Origin of the sequence: Nitrosomonas ureae (assembly GCF_900206265.1) — a bacterium.
In the GTDB taxonomy this organism is placed as follows: domain Bacteria; phylum Pseudomonadota; class Gammaproteobacteria; order Burkholderiales; family Nitrosomonadaceae; genus Nitrosomonas; species Nitrosomonas ureae_C.
The window spans coordinates 2,514,032-2,539,523 of record NZ_LT907782.1 but is presented as its reverse complement, the minus strand read 5'-3'; the positions used below and the strand labels follow the sequence as shown (position 1 = coordinate 2,539,523).

25 protein-coding genes are annotated in these 25,492 nt (G+C 41.8%); 9 read left to right on the top strand and 16 right to left on the bottom strand.

The genetic code is table 11. The features are described from left to right. The first annotated feature begins 77 nt into the window (after positions 1-77). Positions 78-2,276 (top strand): 1,4-alpha-glucan branching protein GlgB, encoded by a 2,199-nt coding sequence (gene glgB, locus CPG39_RS11730; protein ID WP_096293691.1) that lies wholly within the window; start codon positions 78-80, stop codon positions 2,274-2,276. Positions 2,277-2,297: 21 nt separating this feature from the next. Here glgB and CPG39_RS11725 read toward each other — a convergent pair whose 3' ends face one another. Both CPG39_RS11725 and CPG39_RS11720 read right to left on the bottom strand, forming a co-directional pair. After that, a complete protein-coding gene (locus CPG39_RS11725) occupies positions 2,298-2,630 on the bottom strand; it encodes a DMT family transporter (RefSeq protein WP_013648513.1) in 333 nt (110 codons plus the stop codon). Between the two features lie 107 nt (positions 2,631-2,737). After that, complete coding sequence (locus CPG39_RS11720; protein ID WP_096293689.1) at positions 2,738-3,373, bottom strand: hypothetical protein; 636 nt, start codon at positions 3,371-3,373, stop codon at positions 2,738-2,740. A gap of 639 nt (positions 3,374-4,012) precedes the next feature. On the opposite strand from CPG39_RS11720, the gene CPG39_RS11715 reads away from it, so the two are divergent. From CPG39_RS11715 to CPG39_RS11695, 5 genes are all read left to right on the top strand, one after another. Then, positions 4,013-4,210: a hypothetical protein gene (locus tag CPG39_RS11715; protein WP_096293687.1), complete on the top strand. Its 198-nt coding sequence runs from the start codon at positions 4,013-4,015 to the stop codon at positions 4,208-4,210. Positions 4,211-5,421: 1,211 nt separating this feature from the next. Then, complete coding sequence (locus CPG39_RS11710) at positions 5,422-5,646, top strand: hypothetical protein (RefSeq protein WP_096293686.1); 225 nt, start codon at positions 5,422-5,424, stop codon at positions 5,644-5,646. A 594-nt stretch (positions 5,647-6,240) separates the two neighbouring features. After that, complete coding sequence (locus tag CPG39_RS11705; RefSeq protein ID WP_096293684.1) at positions 6,241-8,313, top strand: di-heme-cytochrome C peroxidase; 2,073 nt, start codon at positions 6,241-6,243, stop codon at positions 8,311-8,313. Positions 8,314-8,358: 45 nt separating this feature from the next. After that, positions 8,359-9,633, top strand: coding sequence for a cytochrome P450 (locus CPG39_RS11700; RefSeq protein ID WP_096293682.1), 1,275 nt, complete (start codon positions 8,359-8,361; stop codon positions 9,631-9,633). A gap of 788 nt (positions 9,634-10,421) precedes the next feature. Continuing rightward, positions 10,422-11,111 (top strand): MEDS domain-containing protein, encoded by a 690-nt coding sequence (locus CPG39_RS11695; RefSeq protein WP_096293680.1) that lies wholly within the window; start codon positions 10,422-10,424, stop codon positions 11,109-11,111. Between the two features lie 263 nt (positions 11,112-11,374). Here the strand turns inward: CPG39_RS11695 and CPG39_RS11690 are convergent, their stop codons facing one another. The 13 genes from CPG39_RS11690 to CPG39_RS11630 all read right to left on the bottom strand — a co-directional run bounded on the left by CPG39_RS11690 (position 11,375) and on the right by CPG39_RS11630 (position 20,742). Beyond that, the gene (locus CPG39_RS11690) at positions 11,375-12,118 is read right to left on the bottom strand and encodes a Crp/Fnr family transcriptional regulator (RefSeq protein ID WP_096293678.1); all 744 of its coding nucleotides are present in this window, start codon (positions 12,116-12,118) and stop codon (positions 11,375-11,377) included. A 429-nt stretch (positions 12,119-12,547) separates the two neighbouring features. Then, positions 12,548-13,033 carry a phage holin family protein gene (locus CPG39_RS11685; RefSeq protein WP_096293677.1) on the bottom strand — a complete coding sequence of 162 codons (486 nt, stop codon included), beginning with the start codon at positions 13,031-13,033 and terminating at the stop codon, positions 12,548-12,550. A 17-nt stretch (positions 13,034-13,050) separates the two neighbouring features. Beyond that, entirely contained in the window at positions 13,051-13,338 is a 288-nt protein-coding gene (locus tag CPG39_RS11680) for a DUF883 family protein (protein WP_013648522.1), read from the bottom strand. A 555-nt stretch (positions 13,339-13,893) separates the two neighbouring features. Beyond that, positions 13,894-14,982 carry an AI-2E family transporter gene (locus CPG39_RS11675; protein ID WP_096294331.1) on the bottom strand — a complete coding sequence of 363 codons (1,089 nt, stop codon included), beginning with the start codon at positions 14,980-14,982 and terminating at the stop codon, positions 13,894-13,896. A 177-nt stretch (positions 14,983-15,159) separates the two neighbouring features. Next, positions 15,160-16,362, bottom strand: coding sequence for a catalase family protein (locus CPG39_RS11670; protein ID WP_096293675.1), 1,203 nt, complete (start codon positions 16,360-16,362; stop codon positions 15,160-15,162). Positions 16,363-16,700: 338 nt separating this feature from the next. Beyond that, positions 16,701-17,456, bottom strand: a complete 756-nt coding sequence (locus tag CPG39_RS11665) for a TerC family protein (protein WP_096293673.1) — start codon at positions 17,454-17,456, stop codon at positions 16,701-16,703. Between the two features lie 278 nt (positions 17,457-17,734). Continuing rightward, on the bottom strand, positions 17,735-18,211 hold the full coding sequence (locus CPG39_RS11660) for a DUF4112 domain-containing protein (protein WP_096293671.1): 477 nt from the start codon (positions 18,209-18,211) through the stop codon (positions 17,735-17,737). 80 nt (positions 18,212-18,291) lie between these two features. After that, positions 18,292-18,483 (bottom strand): hypothetical protein, encoded by a 192-nt coding sequence (locus CPG39_RS11655; RefSeq protein WP_096293669.1) that lies wholly within the window; start codon positions 18,481-18,483, stop codon positions 18,292-18,294. A gap of 218 nt (positions 18,484-18,701) precedes the next feature. Next, entirely contained in the window at positions 18,702-18,989 is a 288-nt protein-coding gene (locus tag CPG39_RS11650) for a hypothetical protein (RefSeq protein ID WP_013648527.1), read from the bottom strand. A gap of 140 nt (positions 18,990-19,129) precedes the next feature. Further along, positions 19,130-19,471: a hypothetical protein gene (locus tag CPG39_RS11645; protein WP_231990298.1), complete on the bottom strand. Its 342-nt coding sequence runs from the start codon at positions 19,469-19,471 to the stop codon at positions 19,130-19,132. Then, the gene (locus tag CPG39_RS11640) at positions 19,464-19,664 is read right to left on the bottom strand and encodes a CsbD family protein (protein ID WP_096293667.1); all 201 of its coding nucleotides are present in this window, start codon (positions 19,662-19,664) and stop codon (positions 19,464-19,466) included. Before CPG39_RS11640 ends, CPG39_RS11645 begins: the two co-directional genes overlap by 8 nt. Positions 19,665-19,781: 117 nt before the next feature. Beyond that, positions 19,782-19,949, bottom strand: a complete 168-nt coding sequence (locus tag CPG39_RS11635) for a DUF1328 domain-containing protein (protein ID WP_074701755.1) — start codon at positions 19,947-19,949, stop codon at positions 19,782-19,784. Positions 19,950-20,541: 592 nt separating this feature from the next. After that, on the bottom strand, positions 20,542-20,742 hold the full coding sequence (locus tag CPG39_RS11630) for a CsbD family protein (RefSeq protein ID WP_096293666.1): 201 nt from the start codon (positions 20,740-20,742) through the stop codon (positions 20,542-20,544). A gap of 413 nt (positions 20,743-21,155) precedes the next feature. On the opposite strand from CPG39_RS11630, the gene CPG39_RS11625 reads away from it, so the two are divergent. The 3 genes from CPG39_RS11625 to CPG39_RS11615 all read left to right on the top strand — a co-directional run bounded on the left by CPG39_RS11625 (position 21,156) and on the right by CPG39_RS11615 (position 24,070). Beyond that, on the top strand, positions 21,156-21,419 hold the full coding sequence (locus CPG39_RS11625) for a hypothetical protein (protein WP_096293664.1): 264 nt from the start codon (positions 21,156-21,158) through the stop codon (positions 21,417-21,419). Positions 21,420-21,918: 499 nt separating this feature from the next. Beyond that, positions 21,919-23,415, top strand: a complete 1,497-nt coding sequence (locus CPG39_RS11620) for an alginate export family protein (RefSeq protein WP_096293662.1) — start codon at positions 21,919-21,921, stop codon at positions 23,413-23,415. A gap of 127 nt (positions 23,416-23,542) precedes the next feature. After that, positions 23,543-24,070: an HPP family protein gene (locus CPG39_RS11615; protein WP_231990297.1), complete on the top strand. Its 528-nt coding sequence runs from the start codon at positions 23,543-23,545 to the stop codon at positions 24,068-24,070. Here the strand turns inward: CPG39_RS11615 and CPG39_RS11610 are convergent. Next, a complete protein-coding gene (locus CPG39_RS11610) occupies positions 24,067-25,389 on the bottom strand; it encodes a porin (RefSeq protein ID WP_096293660.1) in 1,323 nt (440 codons plus the stop codon). The genes CPG39_RS11615 and CPG39_RS11610 overlap by 4 nt on opposite strands. Positions 25,390-25,492: the final 103 nt, after the last annotated feature.

Sequence of the window (25,492 nt, the reverse complement as noted above, 5' to 3'; positions counted from 1 at the left end):
GGGTTTAATTACCTTTTATCAAAGAATAGACAGGTTATAATCCAAACCATACAGCCAATACTATTATATTAAAGGTGATGACCACGAGCAAAACCAATCTTCTGCTGCATGCACTGATCAATGCACAGCTCCATGACCCCTATGCGTATCTAGGTCTACATAGAGAGCATAATCAAGTACTGGTTAGAGTATTCCGTGCTTTTGATACTCAGGTATGGATCCAAACATCAACTGGCTTTGAGCCGATGCAATGCATTCATCCTGAAGGAATTTTTGAATGGCGCAGCAAATCAATGCCGCTCATGCCATACCGCTTGCGCGTTGAAGCAAAAGACCCAAAGCATACCGTCCATGAAGTATATGATCCCTATGCTTTTGCGTTGCAACTTTCTGATCATGATTTATATTTATTCAATCAAGGTAAGCTATGGCAGGCTTATCGCATGCTTGGAGCTCAACCGGCCAGGAATACAGGCGTTGATGGAATGCGCTTCGCAGTATGGGCTCCGAATGCCGAACGCGTCAGCATAGTCGGCGATTTCAATCATTGGAACGGCAAAATGCACCCGATGAAAGTGCATCACGCCAGCGGTGTATGGGAATTGTTTATTCCGGAATTACCCGCCAATATTCATTACAAATTTGAAATTCGAAATCGCAGTAGTGGTGAAATCCTCATTAAGACGGATCCCTACGCCAAGCAATACGAATTGCGTCCCAACACTGCGGCACTGATCCCTGCCCATAGCACGCATCACTGGCAGGATACTACTTGGATGGCGCGCAGAGCCGATGGGGATTGGCTGCATGCACCGCTGAACATTCTTGAAATTCATGCCGGGTCATGGAAACGGCACCTGGACGGACGTTTCTATACCTATCGAGAACTAGCAGAGCATCTATTGCCTTACGTACAGGAAATGGGTTATACCCATATCGAATTGATGCCCGTCTCGGAACATCCTCTGGATGAATCCTGGGGTTACCAAACAACGGGATATTTTGCCGTCACCAGCCGCTTCGGCTCACCGGATGATTTTCGGTTTTTCGTAGATGCTTGTCACCAGACGGGAATCGGCGTAATTCTGGATTGGGTGCCCGCGCATTTTCCTCAGGATACTTTTGCATTGGCGCGCTTTGACGGTACCGCCCTATACGAACACGAAGATCCGCGCCTAGGGTTTCATCAGGATTGGGGTACTTATATCTTCAATTATGGTCGCAATGAAGTAAAATCCTTTCTCTTGTCCAGCGCTCATTATTGGTTGTCCGAATTTCACTTGGATGGATTGCGTGTTGATGCAGTGGCCTCAATGCTCTATCTTGACTATTCCCGCAAGCATGGCGAATGGTTGCCCAATAAATATGGCGGACGGGAAAATCTAGAAGCAATTGATTTTCTTCGTGAACTAAATATCATGGTGCATGGGGAATTTCCTGGCGCACTGACACTGGCGGAAGAATCCACTGCCTGGCCTGGAGTATCACGCCCAACTTATGTGGGGGGGTTGGGCTTTTCGATGAAATGGAATATGGGTTGGATGCACGATACACTATCTTACATGCACCAAAATCCTATCTACCGGCGCTATCATCACGAGCAGCTGACTTTCAACCAGCTTTATGCGTATACCGAAAATTTTGTGCTACCGTTCTCGCATGACGAGGTCGTGCATGGCAAAGGCTCGCTTTGGAACAAAATGCCCGGGGATGCCTGGCAAAAATTTGCCAGCGTGCGCCTGCTATTGGTATATCAAATGACGTGCCCAGGCAAAAAACTCAATTTCATGGGCAACGAATTCGCGCAACAACGCGAATGGCGCGTGAGTCACGAATTAGATTGGCATTTGCTGGAACAACAACCGCATGTCGGCGTGCAAGCTGCTGCGCGCGATTTGAATCACTGTTATCAAAATATTCCGGCTTTGCATCAACTTGACTTTACCGCTGAAGGCTTTCACTGGATCGATTGCCAGGATGCCGATCAGTCAATAATCAGCTACATGCGGCGCGCCATGAACGGATCATTTGTTCTGGTCGTTCTCAATTTCACCCCGGTTCCACGCACTGGCTATCGCATCGGCGTGCCCGCTGCCGGTATTTATCGGGAGATTTTTAATAGCGACTCCACTTATTACGGTGGCAGCAATGTCGGTAATTTAGGCAATATTACCAGCGTGTCAGAGCCCTGGATGGGGTTTACCGATTCAATGGCAATTACGCTGCCACCGTTAGCGGGCGTTATTTTTTCTTGGCAGGAATTGCCCGTTGATTAACAGCTAATTCATTAATCAAACTCAAAGCGAAACAGTCTGGGAAAACATATTGATCACCACAATCCCCGCAACAATTAGAGTCAAGCCCACCATAGCGGGGATATCCAACGACTGCCCGAAAAAAAACCAGCCGCTCAGCGCAATTAATACTAATCCGGCACCGGACCAAATGGCATAAGCTACCCCCACCGGAATGGTTTTGAGCGTCAGAGAAAGCAAATAAAAAGCCAACACATAACCCACAATCACTACGAGAGATGGCCACAAGCGGGTAAATCCCTCAGATGCCTTCAGACACGAGGTAGCAATCACTTCACTGATAATCGCGATTGAAAGAAAAATCCAGTGCTGCATTCTAACCACTCCAATTTTTGCATTTCCCGATAGCATATATGCGTTAATTCAAACATCTAAAATCAACTTCTACAATGGAATGCCAACTTTTTGCTTAACCTAAATACTCAGGCCATTACAACTTGCTTACTGCGGTATCTGATAAAACCAAACAAACACAGTCCAACAAACAACATGAGATAAACTTTCGGCTCCGGAACGGGAAGGAGATTAACCGCAACATCGGAACCCACTGCCGCCATGGTTCCAGAGTAAATCAAAGTTGAATTATCGGGAAAAACAACGGATGCTGTAATCACCATTCCGATCAGATTGGATACTGTCGCAGCATAATCATCATTACTTACAACATCGGGATCCCACAAAAACTGGAATTTATCAAGCGGATCATAGCCAGTAAAGTTGAAACCAAATTGCAGCGCGTTATTTACACCAAATAATGATGCAACCCCGTCACCAGCTGAATCATGGACGAAATCCGAATCTTGCAAACCGCCAAATACCAGAGATTCTCCCGGTATACACCCCGTACCACCGCACTGCGTATTGGACAAATCAAACACAAGGTTTTTGATCAAACCACCGGTACGGTTAATATTTGCAACATCTATCGTAAAAGAATTGAGCGGGCCAAGATTCTTTACAAAAATCGACCCGGGCGCACCTGCATGACTCACCCCACTTAATAGCATTGCGAAACCAAAAACCAATGCGATTCTTTTCATATTTCTGAGTATTTTCATTATCTTTCCTTCTCAAGTAAAAATAGGATGTGATCAACATATTGCAAACACATCAGTTTATCAAGCTTTATCAATTTACCGCAACCGCTGCATATTAAATTGGGATTTTTGTACCACAGATATATATAAACACAGAAGTGGTCTCCAATTTTTAGAGAAGTGTTAGGAGTTAGCCCGCTCCTCCGCTCACCCTCGGCGGCCTGATGAAATAATAATAGACTCGATTCGGTATTATCTTCAAGGTTTGATATTTGCAATTTTTATTATAAGAGCGAAAGTAGAAAGTATTTTTCAATGATTCCTTGATCTCAAATGCCGATTCATAAGTATTGAGATGGATTTTTCTGTTTGTGCTTTCCAGACCCCATTTTCTCCGCATCCGATGCGAGATCAGACTCTTAATGTCTATCAATACCTCTGGGTAAATACATCGTGACGATACACACTAATTTTTATCGAAGTTTTAAATCCGCTCGCAAACTGAAGATCAGAATATTACTATGCATTAAGGCATTAACCTTATCCATCCAGAAATTCATCATCAAGTACATACACGAACAAAATTCAAATTTGAATAATGATGTGACTTCGATTATGCTATCTGAAAAAATGATAAACTCGAAATGCATAGGAGATTAAATGATTAGATTTTCACTATTGGCAGTTGTGCTTGCGTTATTAACATTAACAGCCTGCGAAGGTAAAAAAAGTCTTGATGGCTACCCGATGGATAAACCACCTCCATCAGCCTATGCTCCCAGAGATTCAGAGCCTACTTTTGATACAACTGATACTCAAGAAGCGAATAAGGAAAAATCAAGTAAAGATCAAGAGTAATATCATAGATGCACCACTACTTTGATGACATCACGGCATTGGAGGTAGTGGTGTATAAAGTGTTCTTTAGGACTACATAATGTGGAAGAAAAGTTGATTCCCACCAAAGCTGATCAGATCAAACTCAGGTAACTTTCTTTTTAGAACAATAATTCATACTTTGGCAGTGAAATGTGCGTCCTGATCGTAATCTTGCACAGCAGTCGCAACACTTAAATGCAAGGATCGTTATCAAGCCTGTTAAATAAGCGTCAATTCAGTACCTTGCGAGAATACCAGCCCTTACTCTGACAACGCGAGGTAATTCAAACCTTTTTCAATTGATCATACCCTCCACTGTCCAACCGTTGATAGGCTAATCGATGGCCCGTCCTTAGCAAGTAAAAATAAGTTTTATTTTGCATATTTGAATAACTGATTCTTGGTTTAAGTACTGGGCTGATCATGCCCGGAACCTTCATCCAAGGTTGTTGTTCTCTTACACTCTGCAATGATACCTTCATGTAGGAACCGTGCGGTATAACTGCATGTACTTTATTAGAAGTTTTTCAGGCATTACTCATACATTTTTCGCAATAAAGCCAGCTCACGCATCATTGCGCAGATTGCGTTGATAATAATAGGTTCAATGAGCCGGATTCAGTAATTGACACAGGTGGGGAAAACCAACTTATCGGGAGGAGTAATCATCTTCTTGCATCTTTCAAGCTTCAGTAATTGAGCTTTCTGACTCCACAAGCGTTTTCTACCGTTAATTATCCGATTATTTGGTGTTAAATCATTCATACAACAGACTTCCACCGGCATGTTGATCCTTGAAAAATACTTCGGGCGCCGTTCAAGTAATTGACACTCCCATTCGTAGCACTGTTTTCTCTTCACGTATCCCCGCCAGGGTCATCTTAACCTTGAGTTCCTCAAAATATTGCTTGCGTTTCTTATCTATCTCATTAATCTCCTTCCATTATTCAATGGCAGAGCTTAACGACCTGTTCTATTTTACTGATGCAATTTCATCGCATATTCTTGAACAAACAATCAAAGTATTTTGTGTAAGATTGCTTACCTTGACAGTTGTTTTTTTATAAAAAATCTTAGAAACCAATATAGTCCTATTAGATCGCTGACTTAAAACCTGCTTGAGTGATTTACTAAATTCGTTATATACTGCAAAACTTACTTCAAGAAATTTTTATAAGGGAAATCAAACGATGAAATATACTCTTCTTTTAGCTGCAACTTTATTAGTTTTAGCATTATCTGCATGTGGCGGTAAACCTAGTCAAGCATTGCCGGAAACAGAAAAAGAAAACTATGAAAAACTTATGCGTGGGGAAGAAATTGAATGCCCGCATGGTCTTGACGGTAATGGCAATTGTTTAAAAGAAGGGGCTGATGCTCGTCCGTATGGTGGAACCAGCAAACCAGGACATTAATATTTTGCAAATCAATAAGAAAATAGTTTCAATTTCTTGTGAAATAATAACCGCCTCAGTGGCGGTTTTTTATTCTCCGAAATAATGAAATAGCAAATCTTCCGGTGATGAATCACAACTACGCGCGGGTAGTATTTATGCAGTACAGCCAATCATCCCACAAATACTCCCTTTATTTATTGTCCGCTAACCGATGCAATTTCGTAGTATAGATTATCGGCGCCAAATCCTATCAGTAACAAGATCATGAATCGAGAATAATTTTTTCAGGGCTAGGGCTCGTATTTTCTGTTTATCGATTAGAGCTCTATATCTGATATGCTTTATGAGACATGTTAGTATTGCTGTTATCTATAGTAAATTCTGAATATAATTCAGAGCAGGAGCAACTCATAGGAATACAACAATGCGCCAGAATTGAGCGCTGAGCACGAACCTCGAATAGGGATAGTCAAGAGTCATGTAATGCAAGGAAACAGAAATTATGACAGCATTGCAAGATAACTATGAAATGTAAGAACTATCATTGTTGTGCAAGTCATTCTCGTTGTTGAAAGTAATGGTTAAACAAATCAAGCAGAAAGGGGAACCATCGTGAAACAATCATTAGAATCATCAAAAAATCAGCTGCTATCTTTTATTTCAACCTTATTTATTTTCGCCGGAGTTTCCGCCTGTACACTGATCCCGGAAACCGATCCTGAACGTGGTGCAACCACTATCACCCAAGATCTGTTTGGAGATAATTACACAACGGTGAAATACCTTGATCAAGGCTGGGATATTGCTGATAGCCTATGGTTTTATACTACCACGCAAGGATCGAATCTGATGCCCTATGATTTTTTTATGGCATTGGAACAACCGAAAAAGCCCGGACTTTTTCGTGCTGATGAGAACATGAACTTCTATCGTTACCTGCCTCAGAAAGCAACCTCCAGCAATCCAGATGCATTGCCCGTCGGATGGGTTAAAGATAGTTACAAGGATAAAGAATACATAGGTTTGACTTGCGCGGCCTGTCATACGGGACAAATAAACTATAACGGTGTGGGCATTCGTATTGATGGTGGTCCAGCCAGTGCAGACATGGATAGCATTATGAAGGATATTGCAAAAGCCATGCATTACACTCAAAGGGATGAGGAAAAGAAAGAGCGATTTATCAAAAATGTCCTGGCACGTGGTAATTACAAATCCGAAGCTGAAGTATTAAGCGATCTGGAAAAATATAAGCAACGTCTCTCCAGCTATATTACTATAAATCGCAGTATTGACGATGATGGTAACAACATTCCCTACGGTTACGCGCGATTGGATGCATTTGGGCGCATTTATAACCGTGTTCTGGAACACCTCGTCAATGATAAGGTGTTAAAAGAATTGTTGAGTGATGGCGGAGCACTGGGCAATACTGGCATGACTGAAGCAGAGCTCAATAAAATCATGCAAAATGTAGACCAGATTATGACCGGCGATCAGCGTGATCATTTAGTTGAGCGTCTTACCAAAACACTCGAGTGGGAACAATTAGGGAAATTACGTCAGAAATTGTTTAACCCGCCTAACGCACCTGTCAGCTATCCTTTTTTATGGGACATTCCACAACATGATTATGTGCAGTGGAACGGGCTGGCTGACAATGCCGGGTTAGGTCCTCTTGGACGCAATACCGGGGAAGTTATCGGAGTTTTTGGTACGTTGGATTGGAAAGAGGAAAAAGGATTTAGTATCTCAACCCTTATCGGCGGACAAGCCGCTGGAACTAAAAAAATTAGCTTTGATTCTTCTGTAAATGTGCATAATCTAAGCAGAATTGAGTCCCATCTGGATAAACTGCAGTCCCCTGTATGGCCGGAAGATATTTTGGGAGAAATAGACAAGGAGCGTGTTTTTCGGGGCAAGCTATTGTTCAATCAATATTGTGAAAGCTGCCATGCCAGAATTGATCGCTCCGATCCGCAACGTCGCATCATTGCACATATGTCCCGAGTCAGCGACGTAGGCACGGATCCTGTTATGGCCAAAAACGGCAGGGAATATCAGGGCTATTCCGGTATTTTGCGCAACCAGTATGTGAGCGTGGGCATTGGGGATATTTTACTCGACCAGAAAGCACCCGTTGCCGCATTGTTGACAAAAGCGACCTTAAATGTAGTAGCTACTCCCGATCCCGACAAATGGTTCCTTCGACGTTGGACCGATTGGCTTGTAGATATCGCCACAGCATTTGTTCGCAATAAAATTAACCCTTCGCTTAAGCACGGCAATTATGATCCGGATACCACCGTTGATCCGTTTGCTTCATTAAACGCCTATAAGGCGAGATCATTAAATGGCATTTGGGCAACAGCACCTTATTTGCACAATGGGTCAGTACCAACCCTCTACGATTTATTACTGCCCAAAAAACGCGAGGGCGATCCAGAAGACGATGAATATCGTCCTGACCAGTTCCAAGTAGGATCGCGTGAATTCGATCCTGAAAAAGTTGGCCTTAAAAGTGAAGGATACGAAGGTTTTACCTTTAATACCAGTTTAAAGGGTAATAGTAATGCTGGTCACGAGTATTCATCCGGCGGAACGGCTCAGTCTGACGGTAAGATTCTGCCGAAACTCAATAAAGAGGAACGGTTGGATCTGCTTGAATATCTCAAAACTCTGTAATTAGAATCTTCAGCTATCATTTATTAATGGACAGGGAGTGATGAAATGAGTACAAATTATCTAGAACGCTACGATGCCACCGCCGATGTAGAGAAATTCCCTTTGGTTCGACGCTGGATGGATACTGAGCCTTTACCTTTTTTTAAGGAATTGCGCGCTAAGCGTCCCATTCTGGTAACACCCGACTGTACGCTGGTAACCCGGTTTGATGATGTTAGAGAAATACTGACAATGTACAAGGTTTTTACTGTCAAGCCGTATGTTCCGAAAATGGATAATTATCTGATGGCGCATGATGATGACGCACTGCATACGCGGGAAAAATCATTGATGCAATTTATGCTGAACCGTGACGATTTGCCGCGTGTACGTAATATGATTGCGGATATTGCCAAAGGGATTCTAAGTAATGCTAATGGCCAGATTGAAGTGGTCAATAGTTTCTGCCGCATGGTCCCGGCCACATTGGTGCAAAAATATTTTGGACTGACCGGGGCCAAAAGAGAAGATCTGATTGAATGGTCCTACTGGAATCAATATGATACTTTTCATAACCAGCCTTTCGATCTGGTTCCTCCGGAATTGTCGCAGCGCATTATTGATCGCCATAACGAGACTTCCAAAAAGCTGAGCGACTATATCACTATGTTGATTGCAAAGCGCCTTCTCGCGGTAAAAATTGAAAAATTAACATTTTCCACTATCGTTAGATTGCAAGATGATATTGTTACTCGAATGTTGCGCACCAGTTTTGCGAAAGAACTGGATTTCGACATTAAGCGCTTAGGTATCAATGCAGGTGGATTGCTGATTGGCGCCATTGAGACGACCGCTCAAGCCGTGGCTCAGGTTCTGCAATACCTGTTTCAACATTCGGAGTGGATGGAGAAGGCAAAAGCTGTTGCACAGAAAGATGATCCTACTGAATTCGATGGCATTGTCTGGGAAGCCTTACGTTTTGTTCCAATTACACCCTATTTATTCCGGACGACCGTAAGCGACTATACTGCGGCAAAAGGCACCGATCATGAAACAATATTGCGGGCAGGTACTTATGTGTTACCGGTAACATTATCCGCCACATTCGATGAACGAGCCTTCGAGTCACCGGAAGAATTTATACCGCAACGTAACTGGTATAATTATTTTCATTTTGGATTCGGCGATCATGAATGCTTGGGACGTTATGTCGGCATGGTTATGATTCCTGAAATGGTACGGCAAGTATTTCTTCAGAAGAATGTTGAACCAAAAGGCAATATTGATTATAAATCCGGCCCATTCCCGGAATCATATATGCTGTCTTGGAATACGCAGTAAAGTTTTCTTTTTTGTAATTCTACGTATCAAACTAAATAAACCTGCTTAGATAAGGATAAAAGTACTACTACAGTCTAGGTCTACACTTGATATCAGCTAGAGAACCGCAGTGTTCTATCGTAGATTATTTGTATTCTTCATCATAGAACACTGCTAAATTACCTTATGCAATCGAATCAAGGCTCATAAAACCTCAGAGCAAGGGGATTTGCATAGTATTTGTGTTTACTCTAATCTTTCATTTTTCCGCCGGTATTCGGGTTAATTTTTGTTTTCTTGTCGTCGTGCTCTGTTTCTCCGGCAAGACACAATTATTTCTTAGAGTTCCACCATACTAACGAAGCATCAATGCAAGTGAAGGAATTTCTTTTCTAAAATAATCACATACGAAGTGAAAAGCCTATGACATAAGAAGCTATCTTTTTAACAATGATTCCAATCTCAAGCAAGGAATTTTCACTGTGATACTGAAATTCCAGGAAAATACATCAAAAGTACTTGTAATATAGAATATTGCTTAAAGATCTAATCAACTTTTCATTGAGTAAGTAATTTATTACGCCTCCATGTTGGAAGTAAACAAAATTAGAGCTAAAAATTTATGCCACTAATTAAAACCTTCACTGAATTTTATACAAATATACTAATAACCATATAAATTCTTATTTTTCTTACAAAAAGATATATTATAATTACATGAAAATGCCTTCCAAAAAAGGAAAGAATTCTAATTGATAGCTTTCTTATGATATTTAGAATTGTATAATCATTCAAATTGAGGTCACAAAATGATTGATTCTGGACCCGGAGTGTTAACAGATCCTATTTCTGGTAATCACATTGTTAAAGTTTGCCGCGATCAAGCTGTAAAAATTAATTCAGTTGCCCAATACGTCGCCAAGGGCCTAAATAGTGGTGAAGCTGTAGCTATTATTGCCAGGCCTTCTTTGAGAAAATCTTTAGTGGACTTCTTAGTGACTCAGGGTTTCGATGTACAGTCTTTTAAGGATCAAGGCCAAATTAAATTCCTAGATGCGGAATTCCTGCTATCAAGCTTATGGATGGATGACGGAATTGATGCAGAGGCTTTCGAAAAATTCGTTTCAGATCCCCTTAGAGTCATGAAACTAAAATATGACAAGATTCGTATCTTTGGTGAAATGGTTGATGTGCTTTGGCAAAAAGGAGCGTTTGACGAAGCTATGCAGCTTGAGGATCGATGGAATGATTTATTCAAAAAAATTGAATTTTCACTACTTTGCACCTATTCTTTTAGTCATCTCGATCCTAGCACCTATGATGAAGCTTTGGAGCGTATCTGTAGGTGTCATACACATCACATTCCGTTAGAAGTTTCTAACCTCTCCATATCGTCTGAGGCGAATGAATTATTAGATAGTTTTGAGCTGGCGTGGAAGCGTATTATTGAGAAGTTTAATTCATTGACTTCCGTTCCCCCGCCTATTCCCCCTGCGTAAACAACAAGCACTAATTCCAATAAAGCACCCCGCCGCAAGCAGCGGGGTATTAACTTCGCTCTACAATCTGCTGGTTTTCAACCAGCTTTCGCCCCACAAGGGGGCGGGGAATTAAACCCGCAGAGATTAACCTTCCGAGATGAAGCAGGAAGGTTATATATGGAGTTGTTGTTTGCACTCACAGGGATTCTCTTTCGTTTCTACGACATAACCCATTATAAGATGCTCATAATTTAATAATCGCCAGCTGCAAACCATCGGTTTTAAGCAGCTTTTGCATCGATTACCCAGCGATCAGATTCATTCTTCACTATGCCGTAACACTCACACGCATGGATTTCGAGTTTTTCTCTACACTTGAGTTGTATCTGGCCGCGAGAATAATTTATCATCCCTTCCTCCTGTAATTTTTTTGCAATAACCGTAATGCTTTCGCGGCGAACACCTAGAATATAGGCAATTAACTCCTGAGTTATAGATAAATTACTTGAATTGCCACGGTCAAAACATGAAAGAAGCCACGTGCACAATTGCTGTTCTAATGCATGCCGTCGATTACATGCCGTAGCCTGTGATACTTGTACAAAAAGCGTTTGAGCATAGCGTAATAGCAATTTCTTCAATGTACCAGCACGACGGCCTCCGCTGCGAGCTAAAATGTTTTTTAATTCTCTTACTGAAATTCGATAAGCTTGGCCTTCTATTTTGGTGATCGCTTGTGTCAGAGTTTTCGCATTATTACCCAGCACCACGGAAATTCCGATTATACCTTCATTGCCAACCATGGCTACTTCCACACAAGACCCATCTTCCAAGCAACATAATAGAGACACCGTGGCAGTGACTGGAAAATAAGCATATTGCAACATATCATTATCTTCAAACAGTACTTCGGAATGAAGCAGGGTTACAAGCTCTAAATGAGGAGCTAAACTGTCAAGCTCCGCTGCTGATAATGCGCCTAAGATACTATTTTCTTGAAAAGTATAGGAAGTATTAGTTAACATGATGATAGCCTCAACAGGGAGAAATATTATTTTTTAGTTCAGAATAATTCTACAGACAATTTTCTTTAAATCATCGTGCTATGGGAAAGATAAAATCTACAATCAATCCCTTATAGAAGCTTTATAGAGCATCACTTCATAGCAGTCGAATATAACATAAAATGAAGAGCTGAAAATTCATAAAAATCTATTAAGATTAGTAGAGTACCGTCCAAAATGGGAATATAAGCGGATGGTGAAGCCAAACAGCATGAAGAATCAATCGTTCCTTCCCACAAGTGGCATCTTAAATTTTTTCCTGATGCCTGAATCCTGCGATCCTGCGATCCTGCGATCACTTATGACTAAAGATGGCCAAATAAAAATATAACACCATGAATTATATATAATTTTTCAAACATCATCAATATCATAACTTAACGATTAAAGTTATTTATCTTTAGATTTGGATTTGGCTAACTCGGAGAGAACGGTCAGTATCTGCTGACGCAGACTAGGGCTGGCACCCAGTACTATTCCTGAGATTAAAACCGTTAGTACAATGTCACTTGTTTTAACATTGGATTTAGCAACGATATTTCCGATCACGGATCCCAATTGAGCCGTGGAATCCTCAGAAATTTGCGCAGCTAAATTATCACTTTTCAGTGGTGTGCTCTGACCCTGCTGTGAAATAATTATTAGCAATAGGGCAGCAAATAGGAACACCCCGCCCCCAACAATCGCGCCAGCTTGCCAGTAAGGCATTGCCTCTGCTAACGACAAATACAAACCGATAAGCACGAAAATCATACCCACGACCATTGCCATCACGGATAAACCCAGAAAGGCCATGATTATGGCCAATCTGACAGATCCTTTCCATAACTTAGCCGTTTCAGCAGCAAGTATTTCTGCTAACAATTTTGGTAACATCTATGCCACGTTGATAGTTAGCGTCTATTACTCAGCAGCATACCGATTATAAAACCGCTGCCAAAGGCAACCAGCGCGCTGGTTAATGGTCTTTCTTCGATATACTTTTCCATATTCTCTCCGGCTTCTTTAGCTTGATTTTTGACAGTCTTCTCAGCATCCTGGGCCAAATCAGCAACATTCTGTCCCTGTTTCTCCGCCAGATCCTTTACTGAAGCTAATACCGATCCAATGTCATTGCGCAGACTGGCGAAATCTTTTTTTAATTGATCCATTTCTTTACTAAATTCATCTGCTGTTGCCATGCTTTAACCTCCGTTTAAACTTAAATTCGATAATTGATAATCAAATCACAAGAAATTTAATTTATTCTTGGGACAAGAATGTTTCAATCTAACAGAAATGATCTCATTTTATCTTTCAATTCGCTACTGATTATAGAGATCTCCAAGAGTTTACATATTGAACAAATAAATAATTGCCAATACGCTTACCGGCACTCCGAGCAGCCATGCTAGAAAATATTTACCCATTTGAGCCTCCTTTTGATTTTGATAATTAATTTTTCATCTAATCGATAATCAATTAGATCATGTGGTGGCAATATGTATATTCATTACGAAAGCTTACTTATAGTGAGTGTATACGAATTCCACAAGGGTTACACTCAGCAATCGTACTTCTATATACCGTACAACCATAAAAAGATACTACAGTATTAATTTCTAGGGATATGTGCGGCAGCACACAAAGAAACATCCCGGGCATGATCAGTTATTGCATTTTACAAACGGATATGACGATGACAAACAAAGCAGCCACAATCGGTAATATCAGCAGTATCTCAACAGCATAGAGCATTAATCCTGGTGATTTGCTTGAGCAATTTTAATTGAAGGTACTGGCTGCGACGTCCATAACCGCACCAAAGTAATTCCTATAGCCAGAATGGGAGGACCGATGAAAATACCGATAAAACCATAAGCTATGATACCTCCCGATGCACCAAGAACAACCAACAGGAAAGATAGATTACTTCCGCGACTGATGAGATAAGGTCTGACAAAATTGTCAATGCTACTGATCACGAAAATACCCCACAATATCGTAAAAACTGCCCACCCGTAAGATCCTTCATAGAGAAACCAGACACTGACACCTCCCCAAACTAAAGAAGGTCCCATGGGTATTACCGAAAGAAAGAAAGTCGCTGAGCCAAGTAAAAACGCACCTGATCCCGATACTCCTGCGATAAGAAAACCGATCATAGCCGCTATGGCTTGTGCCAACGCTGAACCAAAAATGCCATACACCACTCCTGTAACCGTATTGTGGATTTGCACTAAAGGATCTGTACCAAGACTGCCATCCAGAAGTTTCGCGACCCCATTATGCAGCATTTGTATCAGCGTTTCACCGTCGCGATAGAAAAAGAAGCCAATAAATGCGGCAAAAACCATTTGCAGCAAACTCTTGCCAATCACATTACCCAGATTAAGAAGAAAATTCTTGATCGGTTCAAGTGACCCGGTAAGCAGCATGCCTACTTCTTTCCCTCCAGACATCAATCCCTGCCAGTAGTGGATAAATTGCTCACCAAAGAATGGAGTATCTTTAAGCCATGCGGGGGGTTCAATCGAACCTTGTTGCATAAACACTTTGACGGCATCGATTATGGCGGTGACATTGTCTGCCAGACTGAAAGCAAGCAACGCTGATGGAATGATCACAAGCAATATCATTCCCCCTATCATCAACAATGACGCCAGCGTAGTGTTTCCGCCTAATGCCCTGCGCAACTGCAGATAAATCGGCCAGGTCGAAATGCATACCACCATCGCGAACACGATCGCAGGAATAAATGGATGAAGAATTTGGTAACAACCAATAAGCAAAATGGCGATTACAACCAGCCGAGCAAATTGCAGAATATATTCCTTTGTGTTCATCGTGGACGCTTCCAGATTATGCATAATTCAATTTGAATACCCCCCCGCGGTTCAGAGGTTTAAGTTGAAGTCGACAATGGAAAGTATTCACGTTCTGCAGAGGACAGTTTCCTAAGCAGTGAAGCCATAGAATTTATAAGTAAATTGCACTTTTCCAAACTGTAATCAACCTTGATTTCAGAAATTTTCATTACCTATTGGTTCAATAGACTTGACAGCGTTCATACTGTGCCTGAGATTCGCAAGGGAAGAATAAACGACTTTCCGAATCCGATTGACTCCACCGAGTGGCCGATGTTCGAGTACAGCATGCCAAGGCGTATATGAAAGATTTTCGCAAAATTCATGCCGCTTCGGATTATCAAATTCCTGTTTGGGAATGATGATAGTTGCAACCTGAAAGAAAGGTGTATCACTTTCTTTCCACTCGTTCGTAACCCTTTCGATACTGAGTGCAGCTCCTGCTGCTGTACCGGTATCGCGCGTCTGAATCAAAAATTCAAAACAAGCATCGTTCGTACTCAGATGTTGCTTCATCGCTGCACGCAGGTAATTAGGATCCTTAAACTGGATCTCCTGGGGAGTGTTATCCAATTGATTGCAGGGTCTTACGGAATATTTCATTGCACGGCGGTCTGATCCTGAACCGAGTTGATAAGGCACTGCCGACCAATACTGTGTGTAAAGTGGATTCGCAATTTTTTTACTGTTGATCTTCGCTGCAATGATTGATCCCTCAATGCCCAGTGAGAGAGGTGCCGATAATTGACTCAGCAGATTCGAGCTGCTGAGCGACTGGACCAAGCCTAAATATTTCTGTGGATCGTTAATGAAGAATACAGGATGACTAATCATTAAGAAATCCTGGGTACTACTCTCATCGGACAGGAGTTTTTCTCCGGGAATCCCCATCAATTTGATGGACATTCCTCGTCCGTCCCCTTCTTTGTCTTCACGGAATGGATCACTATCGCTGTTTGAGAAACGAATCCAGGCTTTATAATGAGCATTAGCCTGGAAGACGCCATGCTGATGCTCATCTTGAAGCGTTTCATTGACCCGGAAATCCGCCAACACACAGCCATGTGCTTTAGGGTGAACATGGCGCAGTGCAGGAAGATTATTCATATAACGTGACCTGACCGTCTGTTCAATAATCTCCTTAATGGCCAATGTTGCTGCTTCCTCATCTGGCCAAGGTGATTCGCCAATTTCTGCATCATACTCAATGCTACTGTCGTGTTGTGCCAGTTGAATGTTGGATTGCGCTGTGCTTACCAACGAGCTTTCCGATGGAGCTCCGCAAGCGGTCAGCAACATCAATAATGATAAAAAAACCGCTGCAACTGGAAAGATTGAACGAATAGGGAATGAATGCATGGTGATCTCACAGTAAAGTAGAGAATTCGATTTCGTGGAAGATATACTAAATTCCAAGACCTCAGTTTAATCCTTTATATTTTTATAGCTTTCCAGATTTATTGGCCCGTAAGTACTTGACATAATTAGTACTTGACATAATTCAGGAGATAAAGAAAAATTTTTGACTGATTGAAAGTTTTGCAGAAAGCGGTAATCAAGTATGTGCGATATCGCACGAACAGCTGCTTAATGAATTGCGCAAGTATGAAAACCAGTTAGGCAAACACGGATAATTAGCTGCACGAGCGAATCACTTCGTTGCGCGGTACTGACTCTCCGAATTAATCAGCGTTTCCTTAGCCTTCATGCTCTTTTGAAATTTTTTTGTAAAGTTTGACCGGTTCCGCTTGTCTTTTTCGCATACGAAGATTGAGAATCTCTACAGTAACGGAAAAAGCCATTGCAAAATAAATGTAACCCTTAGGCACATGAATCCCAAACCCTTCCACCATCAGAGTAACACCCACCAAGATCAGAAAAGATAGCGCAAGAATTTTGATCGTAGGATGTCCGTCCACAAAGTCCCCAATCGTTTTTGCCGCCACCAGCATCACCATTACTGCCAATATGATGGCGATCGCCATGAGGGAAACTTCATCAACCAATCCAACCGCCGTAATGACCGAGTCCAAAGAAAATACAATATCCAGAAGCGCAATCTGAAGCAAAACCATCCCCAGACCGGAAGCCACCACATTAGTCCCCCGCTCCTCGACTCCTTCCAAACTATTGTGGATTTCATGTGTCGCTTTGGCAATTAGGAACAAACCTCCCCCAATCAGAATCACATCACGCCCAGAAATCTCATAGGTAAACACTGTAACCCATGGCTCGGTTAAACCCATGACCCAGGAAATTGAAAATAACAATGCTAAACGCGCTATCATTGCGAGCCCGAGCCCCATTCTTCTGGCGTAAGCCCGTTGATTCTCAGGAAGCCGTCCGACAAGAATGGAGATGAAGATAATATTGTCGATACCCAGGACAATCTCTAACGCGGTTAAGGTACCTAATGCAATCCATGCCTCAGGACTTGTTAGCCATTCAAACACAGAATCCCCACTTTTTTCTTTGGTTGATCATAAGCATATAGAATCGATGGCCAATCACTTAGCGGGATTATATTTTTGCATAAATATTCATGCATTTGCCTGATAAAAATATCTTGGAAAAGATCTGAAATTTAACATCCGTTAGAAATGGTTTTGTTATAAAGCAAAATAAAAGCAAACTGCGGTTGGTTGTATTCTTTAATTCCGGCTTTTATAAAACGGCAATAAGACAGCGTTAAAACAAGGTCAATGAGCAATGAACATGGGGTTTTCTTATATCAATCCCCTTCGACTGACAACCAAAGCCAACGGATCAGCAGAAAGCCTAACATACTGATAAAAGCTACACCGCAAAATGCCACGAAACCCAATAATCCCACAAAAAGACGACTGTGCGTTACCGTTTTTTCCGGTTGTTCAAGATAATCATTGAGCAATTGAACATTACGCTGATTGGCTTTCCACATGAAATCCGAAACATCTCCTAACACAGGGATTATTCCCAAGATTGCATCTAATCCAATATTGAAAGCCATCTTTAGAAGAATTGATTTGGGTACACCCATTTGAGCCGCTTGTGTCAGAATGTGACTTGAGATTACTGCGCCTGCAGCATCCCCGATCCCGGGAATCAATCCAATCAATCCATCCAGACCAAACCGTATTTGTGTCCCCGGAATGCGAAAAGTATTGTCTAATAACCATGCCAATCGATTCAGCTTATCTTTTGATTGCTCGATCTGAACTTTATTCATGTAATCGTAACCTTGGATATATAAGATAGTGAAAGATAAAATTTTATGTGACAGTTTGCACTAATCGGAACCGATTATTTTCAATAACGATCAGTAACATCTTCAATCTTATCGCCAGCATTCTCAATAGCATCACTGACCGCATCTTTGCTGTTTTGTATGCCTTTGTCTATTTTCTCACCCGCGCGCTCGGCAGGGCCTTGTTGTTCTGCGCAGCCTGCCAGTATCAGCAATGACGATATCAGAAGAATTGATAAGCTTATTTTATTCATGCAGCCCACCCTATATCTAAAGTTGAATTATTTGTTATTTGTGAAACATACCGGGAAAGCTCTGGCCAATGTCACTTCGAGCACGCAAAGAAGTCTGTTACATTGATTATTAAGAATTCTTGCTTATGTTTAAAATGGCAAATGCGAGCTTTCCGGAGTTTCTTTAATGGAGAAAACCGTTTCAATAAATTTCTCCAATTCATATCAGCAGATGACTATTATTTAAATCTAGAAGCAGCCGATTTTATTGCGCTGCCTAGTGAATCCCAAGCGCTCTCAACACCGGATTTGAGATCTTCCCAAGCATCTTCGCTGGCTTCTTTGAGTTCCGCAAGCTTTCCATCCACTGTTGCCTGTTTGGATTTTAATTCTTCAATCTGCTTGTAATATTCAATTTGCGCATCAGCTTCAGCTTTATCTGCCTTTGCCTTGAGTTTGTTGATCTCTGCGGCGCATTCATCCAGCTGCGCCTGCAGCTTCTTTTCATAGGCTTCTTTCATACTCATAACTACCCTCCTGTTTTGTTTAATACTATTTGTTGTAGGATTAAGCTCGAATCTAAATTGTTAATTATCAAAAAATAAACAGCTAACAATTTAGATTTGATTCGAGTCTAAGTCTGAGCAGCGGAAATGTAAATATGTAATTAATAACCATCCCTGACTTTGTCTGCACGGTCTTCTATTCTGTCGGCTTCATCTTCAGCCGAATCTCTAAGCTGATCCGCACGATCCTCCATTCTGTCGGCTTGCTTTTCACGCATCTTCTCCACGGCTTCTTTGGCCTCTTCATCTGCTTCTCTTATCTGATCCGCTCTATCTTCCAGCCTGTCAGCCCGTGTTTCTGCATCATCCATTCTTTGAACGGCACTTTGGGAATAGCTATTGGATGCAACGATAATAAACAGAAAAGCACTTAAAGAAACAGTCATTTTGATTAATTTATTCATTTTGATATCTCCGTTCTTAGGATGAAAATAATTATTCATAATTTCTCGTAAAATCATCTACTTGCTTCTCAGCTTCTTCTTTGGCGATTCCATATCTTTCCTGAATTCTCCCTACTAACTCTTCACGCTTTCCTTCAATAATATCCAGATCATCATTCGTCAATTTTCCCCATTGTTGTTGCGCTTTACCCTTGATCTGTGTCCAATTACCTTTGATTTGATCCCAATTCATAGTGAATGCTCCTTGATTAAAGTTGATGACAATTTGATATGGGCTCCTAACCTGCCAAGCACATTTCAGAACCCATACCTTTAATTGCTTATATAAGAAATTACCGATTTATAAAAATTACACGGGCGGTGGACGTCGTCCCATTACCCAGAATACGATCGCTAAAACAACACCGATAACAAACAAAATCCAAGCCATTTCCATAGCAATACCTGCAACACCGGTAATGCCTAATAGTGCAGCAATTATTGCTATCACTAAGAAAGTAATCGCCAAATTTATCATGAGCTTCTCCTTATTTAAGATTCCAGATCTGCGTATGAACTCAGCACCTCAATCTGGAAATAATATTCAGAAGTATTAATACTTCTGACCGATTGTGTCTCGCATACTGCAGGCGTTACATGATTCATACTACCGCAGGAATTCCCTGTGGTATGTGCGATCACACACAAAGCACCAAGCTAAAAAATCCTGATCACTCCGGGAATAGCTCTGTTTTTTTGTCATCCGGAGCTATAAAAAACAGTCTCCATGAATGAAACCATTACATAAGTAATAAAGCACCCCGCCGCAAGCAGCGGGGTATTAACTGCGTTCTTCAATCTGCTGGTTTTCAACCAGCTTTCGCCCCAAGGGGCGGGGAATTTAACCCGTAGAGATTAAATTGAAAAAAGTTTGGATAGTGCTGGAAGATCGGCACAGAGTAGACAGAATTGCCGAAGTTTATGACAAGGAGATCTCAGCAATTGTCGCTGTCAAAAGGAATCTTCGATAGCTGAAAAGATATAATTATTATTCTGGAACTCAGTGTTTTCCGATTACAGAAATCAAGGTTTATGAATTCTGTAATCGGAGCTGTATGTAATTAATTCAGTTAGTTACATTTCTTGCAAAAATCATCGACTTGTTTTTCAGCCTCTTCTTTTGCAATACCGTATCTTTCCTGAACTTTACCAACGAATTCCTCGCGTCTTCCTTCAATAATATCCAGATCATCGTTAGTCAATTTACCCCATTGCTGCTGGGCTTTACCTTTAACTTGCGCCCAATTTCCTTTAACTTGATCCCAATTCATAATTAATTCTCCTTAGTAAGTTTCTAATTCCATAAATTAAGTTTATGCGATGACAAGAATAATGAATTATTTCTCCTATCATCGTTTTTTAAATTATCGGTTGAAATCGAATCTGTATGTGCGATAACCAACATTGAATAATTTCTTAGTCAGATTACTGGAAGGCAAGAACCAAGGATTCATATCTCAAGGAGAATTGATTTTATGACTACTCGTTTAGGAAGCTGCGGCAAAAATAAGCAATGACATCAAAAATATTGCTTTCAGCCTTTCAACCTACGGCTCCTTTGAAAATATTCTTTCGCAAATGCCGCTTTTGCATGAGTTTTGCCTCTTTGTAAGATAGCGCACAGACGGGAGTATGAATTAAAAGCATCATAAAAAACCTGTTAATCAAAAAAAGGAGTAACATTATGATTCAAATAAGAAAATCAACATTGGCGCTGGTTATCAGTGCAGCATTTTTATTAACAAGTATGCATGTCTTTGCTGACTATTCTCAAACACAAAATAAAATTGATGATAAAGAGAATTCCCCTAAACAAGCGCAGCCCCATTCTTCATCTCACAAAAAAGATGATAATAATAAGGCAAAACAAAATTCTTCTGAAAATGAAAAACGTGACATTAATTCAGGAGGACCCCGTGAAGAGAGCCCTCAAAAAAGTTCTTACTAGACCTTGTTAAACTGCATGCAGGTAGCCATTGATATTCAGAGGTAATGGCTGCCTTTTTTTAATTTCCTTATTCACTTTTTCATCGGCAATTTTAGACTCAGAGTAATAAACCCCGACCATCAACCGTTAGATGATTCTTTATAGGGTGGTCTCGTCAGTACGATTCTTTACCGATACTCTATCCACAGTTTCTTATTTCCAGCTGTACCCGTATTTAAAGCACATGCGCTTTAATGTAGCTGCTGTCAACAAATTCCAATCCGGATTAATAATCACTATTTTGAGCATCCTGGCTATATAGTTTACTAGTTGGCACTCGAGCACTTCTTCCATTAGGTTATGCCTGGAATCGGCACAAATCCAATTCACAAAATATCTTATTTAAAAATTATGCATATAAGGGATTACCCTTACGTGTCAGACCGAATATTCCGTCTCGCGCTTCTTCAGTATTATTTCGTATAAAGTTTTCTTGAAAAAATGATAGGAGCGAAAACAAATGACCCTAAAGAATAGGCAGTTAGTCTTAATTCACTGGATAATATTTTTTATTTTGGGATGCATTATCGGGAATAACAGCGCTGTTGCCGCTGAAACAAGAAATCTGGAAACAGAAAAAACAAAAAACTCTTCAGTTATCGCAAGAAGCCACAAACCACCCAAAGAAGCTGACAGACCGCCATTCAGTGCGCAGGAAACTGTGGGTGAAACTCGATTTGACTATGATAATCTGACTAGGCTTATGGAGAATCATAAGACTCCACTTTCCGCCATGACGCCAGATTGGCTCGATTTAGCGGTTGAGCACCGAACACGCTACGCCGCTTTTGACAACGGCTTCACAAGAAATATTCCAGGATTTAATGAAATGGTTCATCAGCGAACAAGATTCCTGATGGAAATCAAAAACATTATAGATCCCCTTAAATTTACACTCGAACTAACAGATATACGTGCTCCTTTAGCGCATTTTGGCCAAGGGCAATCAAATGTATTTGCCAATCATTTTGACTTTACCCAACTTCATCTCGATTATTTATTCAAGAATTTTCTAGGAACCGGCTATAACGCAACATTTGAAGTAGGTCGATTTTTACTGGAAACAGGAGAAGCGCGCCTGTTAGGGGGCCACCGGTGGGGAACCCTATCGCCGACTTTTGATGGGATACGGCTTAACGTAGGAAACGACCAGGAAAAATGGGGCCTACAGGTATTTGGCACCCGCCCGGTCAATAGAGAACCCACCCATATGGATTGGAATACGCCCGAAACTTATTTTTCTGGCTTACAGATTACGAATCGTGATCTCCCCTGGGCTAACGTGGATTATTATTTCCTTCAATTAAATGAGGGAAATAAGCTCAGGAAACGTAACTTATCTACCACCGGCTTTAGATTGTTCGCCAAGCCGATGGCAGGACAAATGGATTATGAAATTGAATCCATGTATCAGTTTGGCGATACCCAGGATACCAAGGTTTTTGCACATCGCCATCATGGTGAAATAGGCTATAGCTTTAAAACCTCCATGCCATTACGATTAGTTTATCTATTTGATTTTTCATCAGGAAGCCAAGATCCTAATAAGAATTTTGATATCTTGTATGCTAAACGCCGTGTCGAATATGGCCCTACCGGTATGTTCGGACCATGGTTCCCTTCCAATCTGTTTTCACCGGTAGGTTTTCGTGCGACATTCATACCCCGACCTGATGTCAGGCTTATGATGTCTCATCGCGCATACTGGTTAGCCAATAAACATGGCGCGTATGTAGGCAGCGGTCTGCAAGATCCGACGGGGCAAGCCGGCACTTTTCTAGGTAACATGCTTGATATCAGTGTAGGCTGGGCTCCTCAATGGAGCTATCTAAAACGCATGAGCTTTGATATCGGATATAGCCATATATTCAAAGGCGATTATTTCGATAAAGTCCCACAAAGCCCAGGTATGGCAGATACCAATTATGGGTATACCATGGTGACCTTTAAATTCTAGTGCCTAAACCATGAAAGATTAGCAGCTCTTGATATAAGTTTTTTTGAAGGAGTTACTGATGCATCTTTTTGATGATCCATAAAAGACCATTCCCGCTACATTCCATACAACCACAATCAGTCATCAGGTGAAGATTCCAATAAATCAGCGCCCACTTGCACGTCTTCTTTGGTGTGCAATTGGCGCCTCCGTGGCGCTGTTCTTTGCTTTATGGGTAATAAAACTACCAGAAGCACCGTTTCTTCTGGCATCACTTGGCGGATCCACTATTTTTTTATTTGGTCTCACACGCGTTCCAGCCGCTCAACCTCGCGCATTGTTCGGAGGGCACCTAGGTGGTGCATTTATTGGCATTGCATGTTATCAGATTTGGGGTGACACAATTCTCGTCTATACCACGGCCACCGCCCTTACATTGTGCTTTATGCTCCTGACACGCACGGTTCATCCACCTGCCGGCGCTAATCCTATCATCATGATTCATGCTCATTCCGGGTGGCCAGCACTATGGGAATCTGTTTTTCTAGGGATTGGTTGCCTTTTCCTGGTGGTGATCGTGTGGAGTCGCCTGTACCCAGGATTAGCTCATTATCCAGTTTCATTCATGGAACCATCACCTCCAAATCTCAACTGGGGCGGGTGGCGAAGAGACTAGAATGGAATTGTGGCGTCTAAAGAAAATAGAAATTGATCCTTCTTCCCATCAAACGGACGGAAAGCGGTTTCGATACCATCTGCACGATCATAGCGGATATTTTTCCGGATATTAATATTACGTATGGGTTTCCAGCCTTTATTCCATCGCTTTATCGGCTTCCAGTTCATGCCTAAGGTAACGGCATAATAATCTGCCGGTGCACTTACGAAAGGGATATTGCCTGCGTAACTCACCCCCTTGTTGTTCAACGCGGACAATATACGATAAGGTGAAAAAACACGCCAGCCGTTGCGGTCATGAAAACGTTCCATGCGAATGCCGACAGACAAATCGCGCAGCAGATCATAGGTCAGATGCGTATTGATGCTATACCATGCAGCGTTCCTGATTCCTTCGGGCAGATTGATATTAGCAGCCCAACCGTGGGTATGATGTAACACCATATGAGTCTTGGGCGTAAGCCAGTGTTGCAGAACAACACTATACATTAGCCAGGGTTCATCGGTAGCTGTCCGCCCATAAGTACCACCGAGTTGTGCCGCAGTTCGTCTGTCGTCACTGTTCCACAGGATATTCGCCAGCCCGCCCCAGTTATCGAGTTGCTTATCAAAACCGCCATCCCAACCTCCCGTTGCGCTGCCCGTGGTCGCCCCCCCCTGAATTTGCCAGTTTCGATTGATCGTGTGACTGCCTAAAAATCCGGTATGTGTAAACGGTTCCCCGCTGTTCAGAATATATCCGCGTGTATAAAAGAAGTTATCCGGTGCCGGAACAGTTTCATATCCCAGCGGCGTATAGAAATGTCCAACTTTGATGTTGAGGCCGCGGCCCATCGGCACGTAAGCCTCTAGATAGGCTTGCGGCAATGCGATCCCATACGTACGCGTCGAATTGCAACACAAATTCAGATCCCAGTTTCCCCGATTTGAAGGTTCACCGGTATTCTCATCGAACGCGGAAATGCCAAAAGCCTGCGCATAGATGGCATCAGTACCGAACAAAAAATCAAAGCGACCGCCGAGATCCCACTTTGTGCCTTCCGATTCGACATTGCGTTGTAAAAATAAATTAAGCTGATTGAGCTGAAACCGGTTGGCACGATCCGCAAAAGTAACCGCTCCATTGAAACCATCTGCAGGATGGTTGGCATTATATGTCGCACCGCCGTTGATCCAGCCCCCTAATTCCAGACCGCTTTGTTTAAGCAGATTTGGCAGGCTATTGGCATGAGCATTGCAAATGCTCAACAAAACAAACAACAGAATTCCAGTGGGAGTATATAGCCTTGTTTTGTTATATTTGCATGCGCTATGCATTTTTTCCTCGCTTCCTGTTCCTCATCGTAATAACTCAACGTAAAATAGTAAGGACGCACCTTAACGTAACCAAGACAATCCTGCATACCGGAGAAACCCTTAT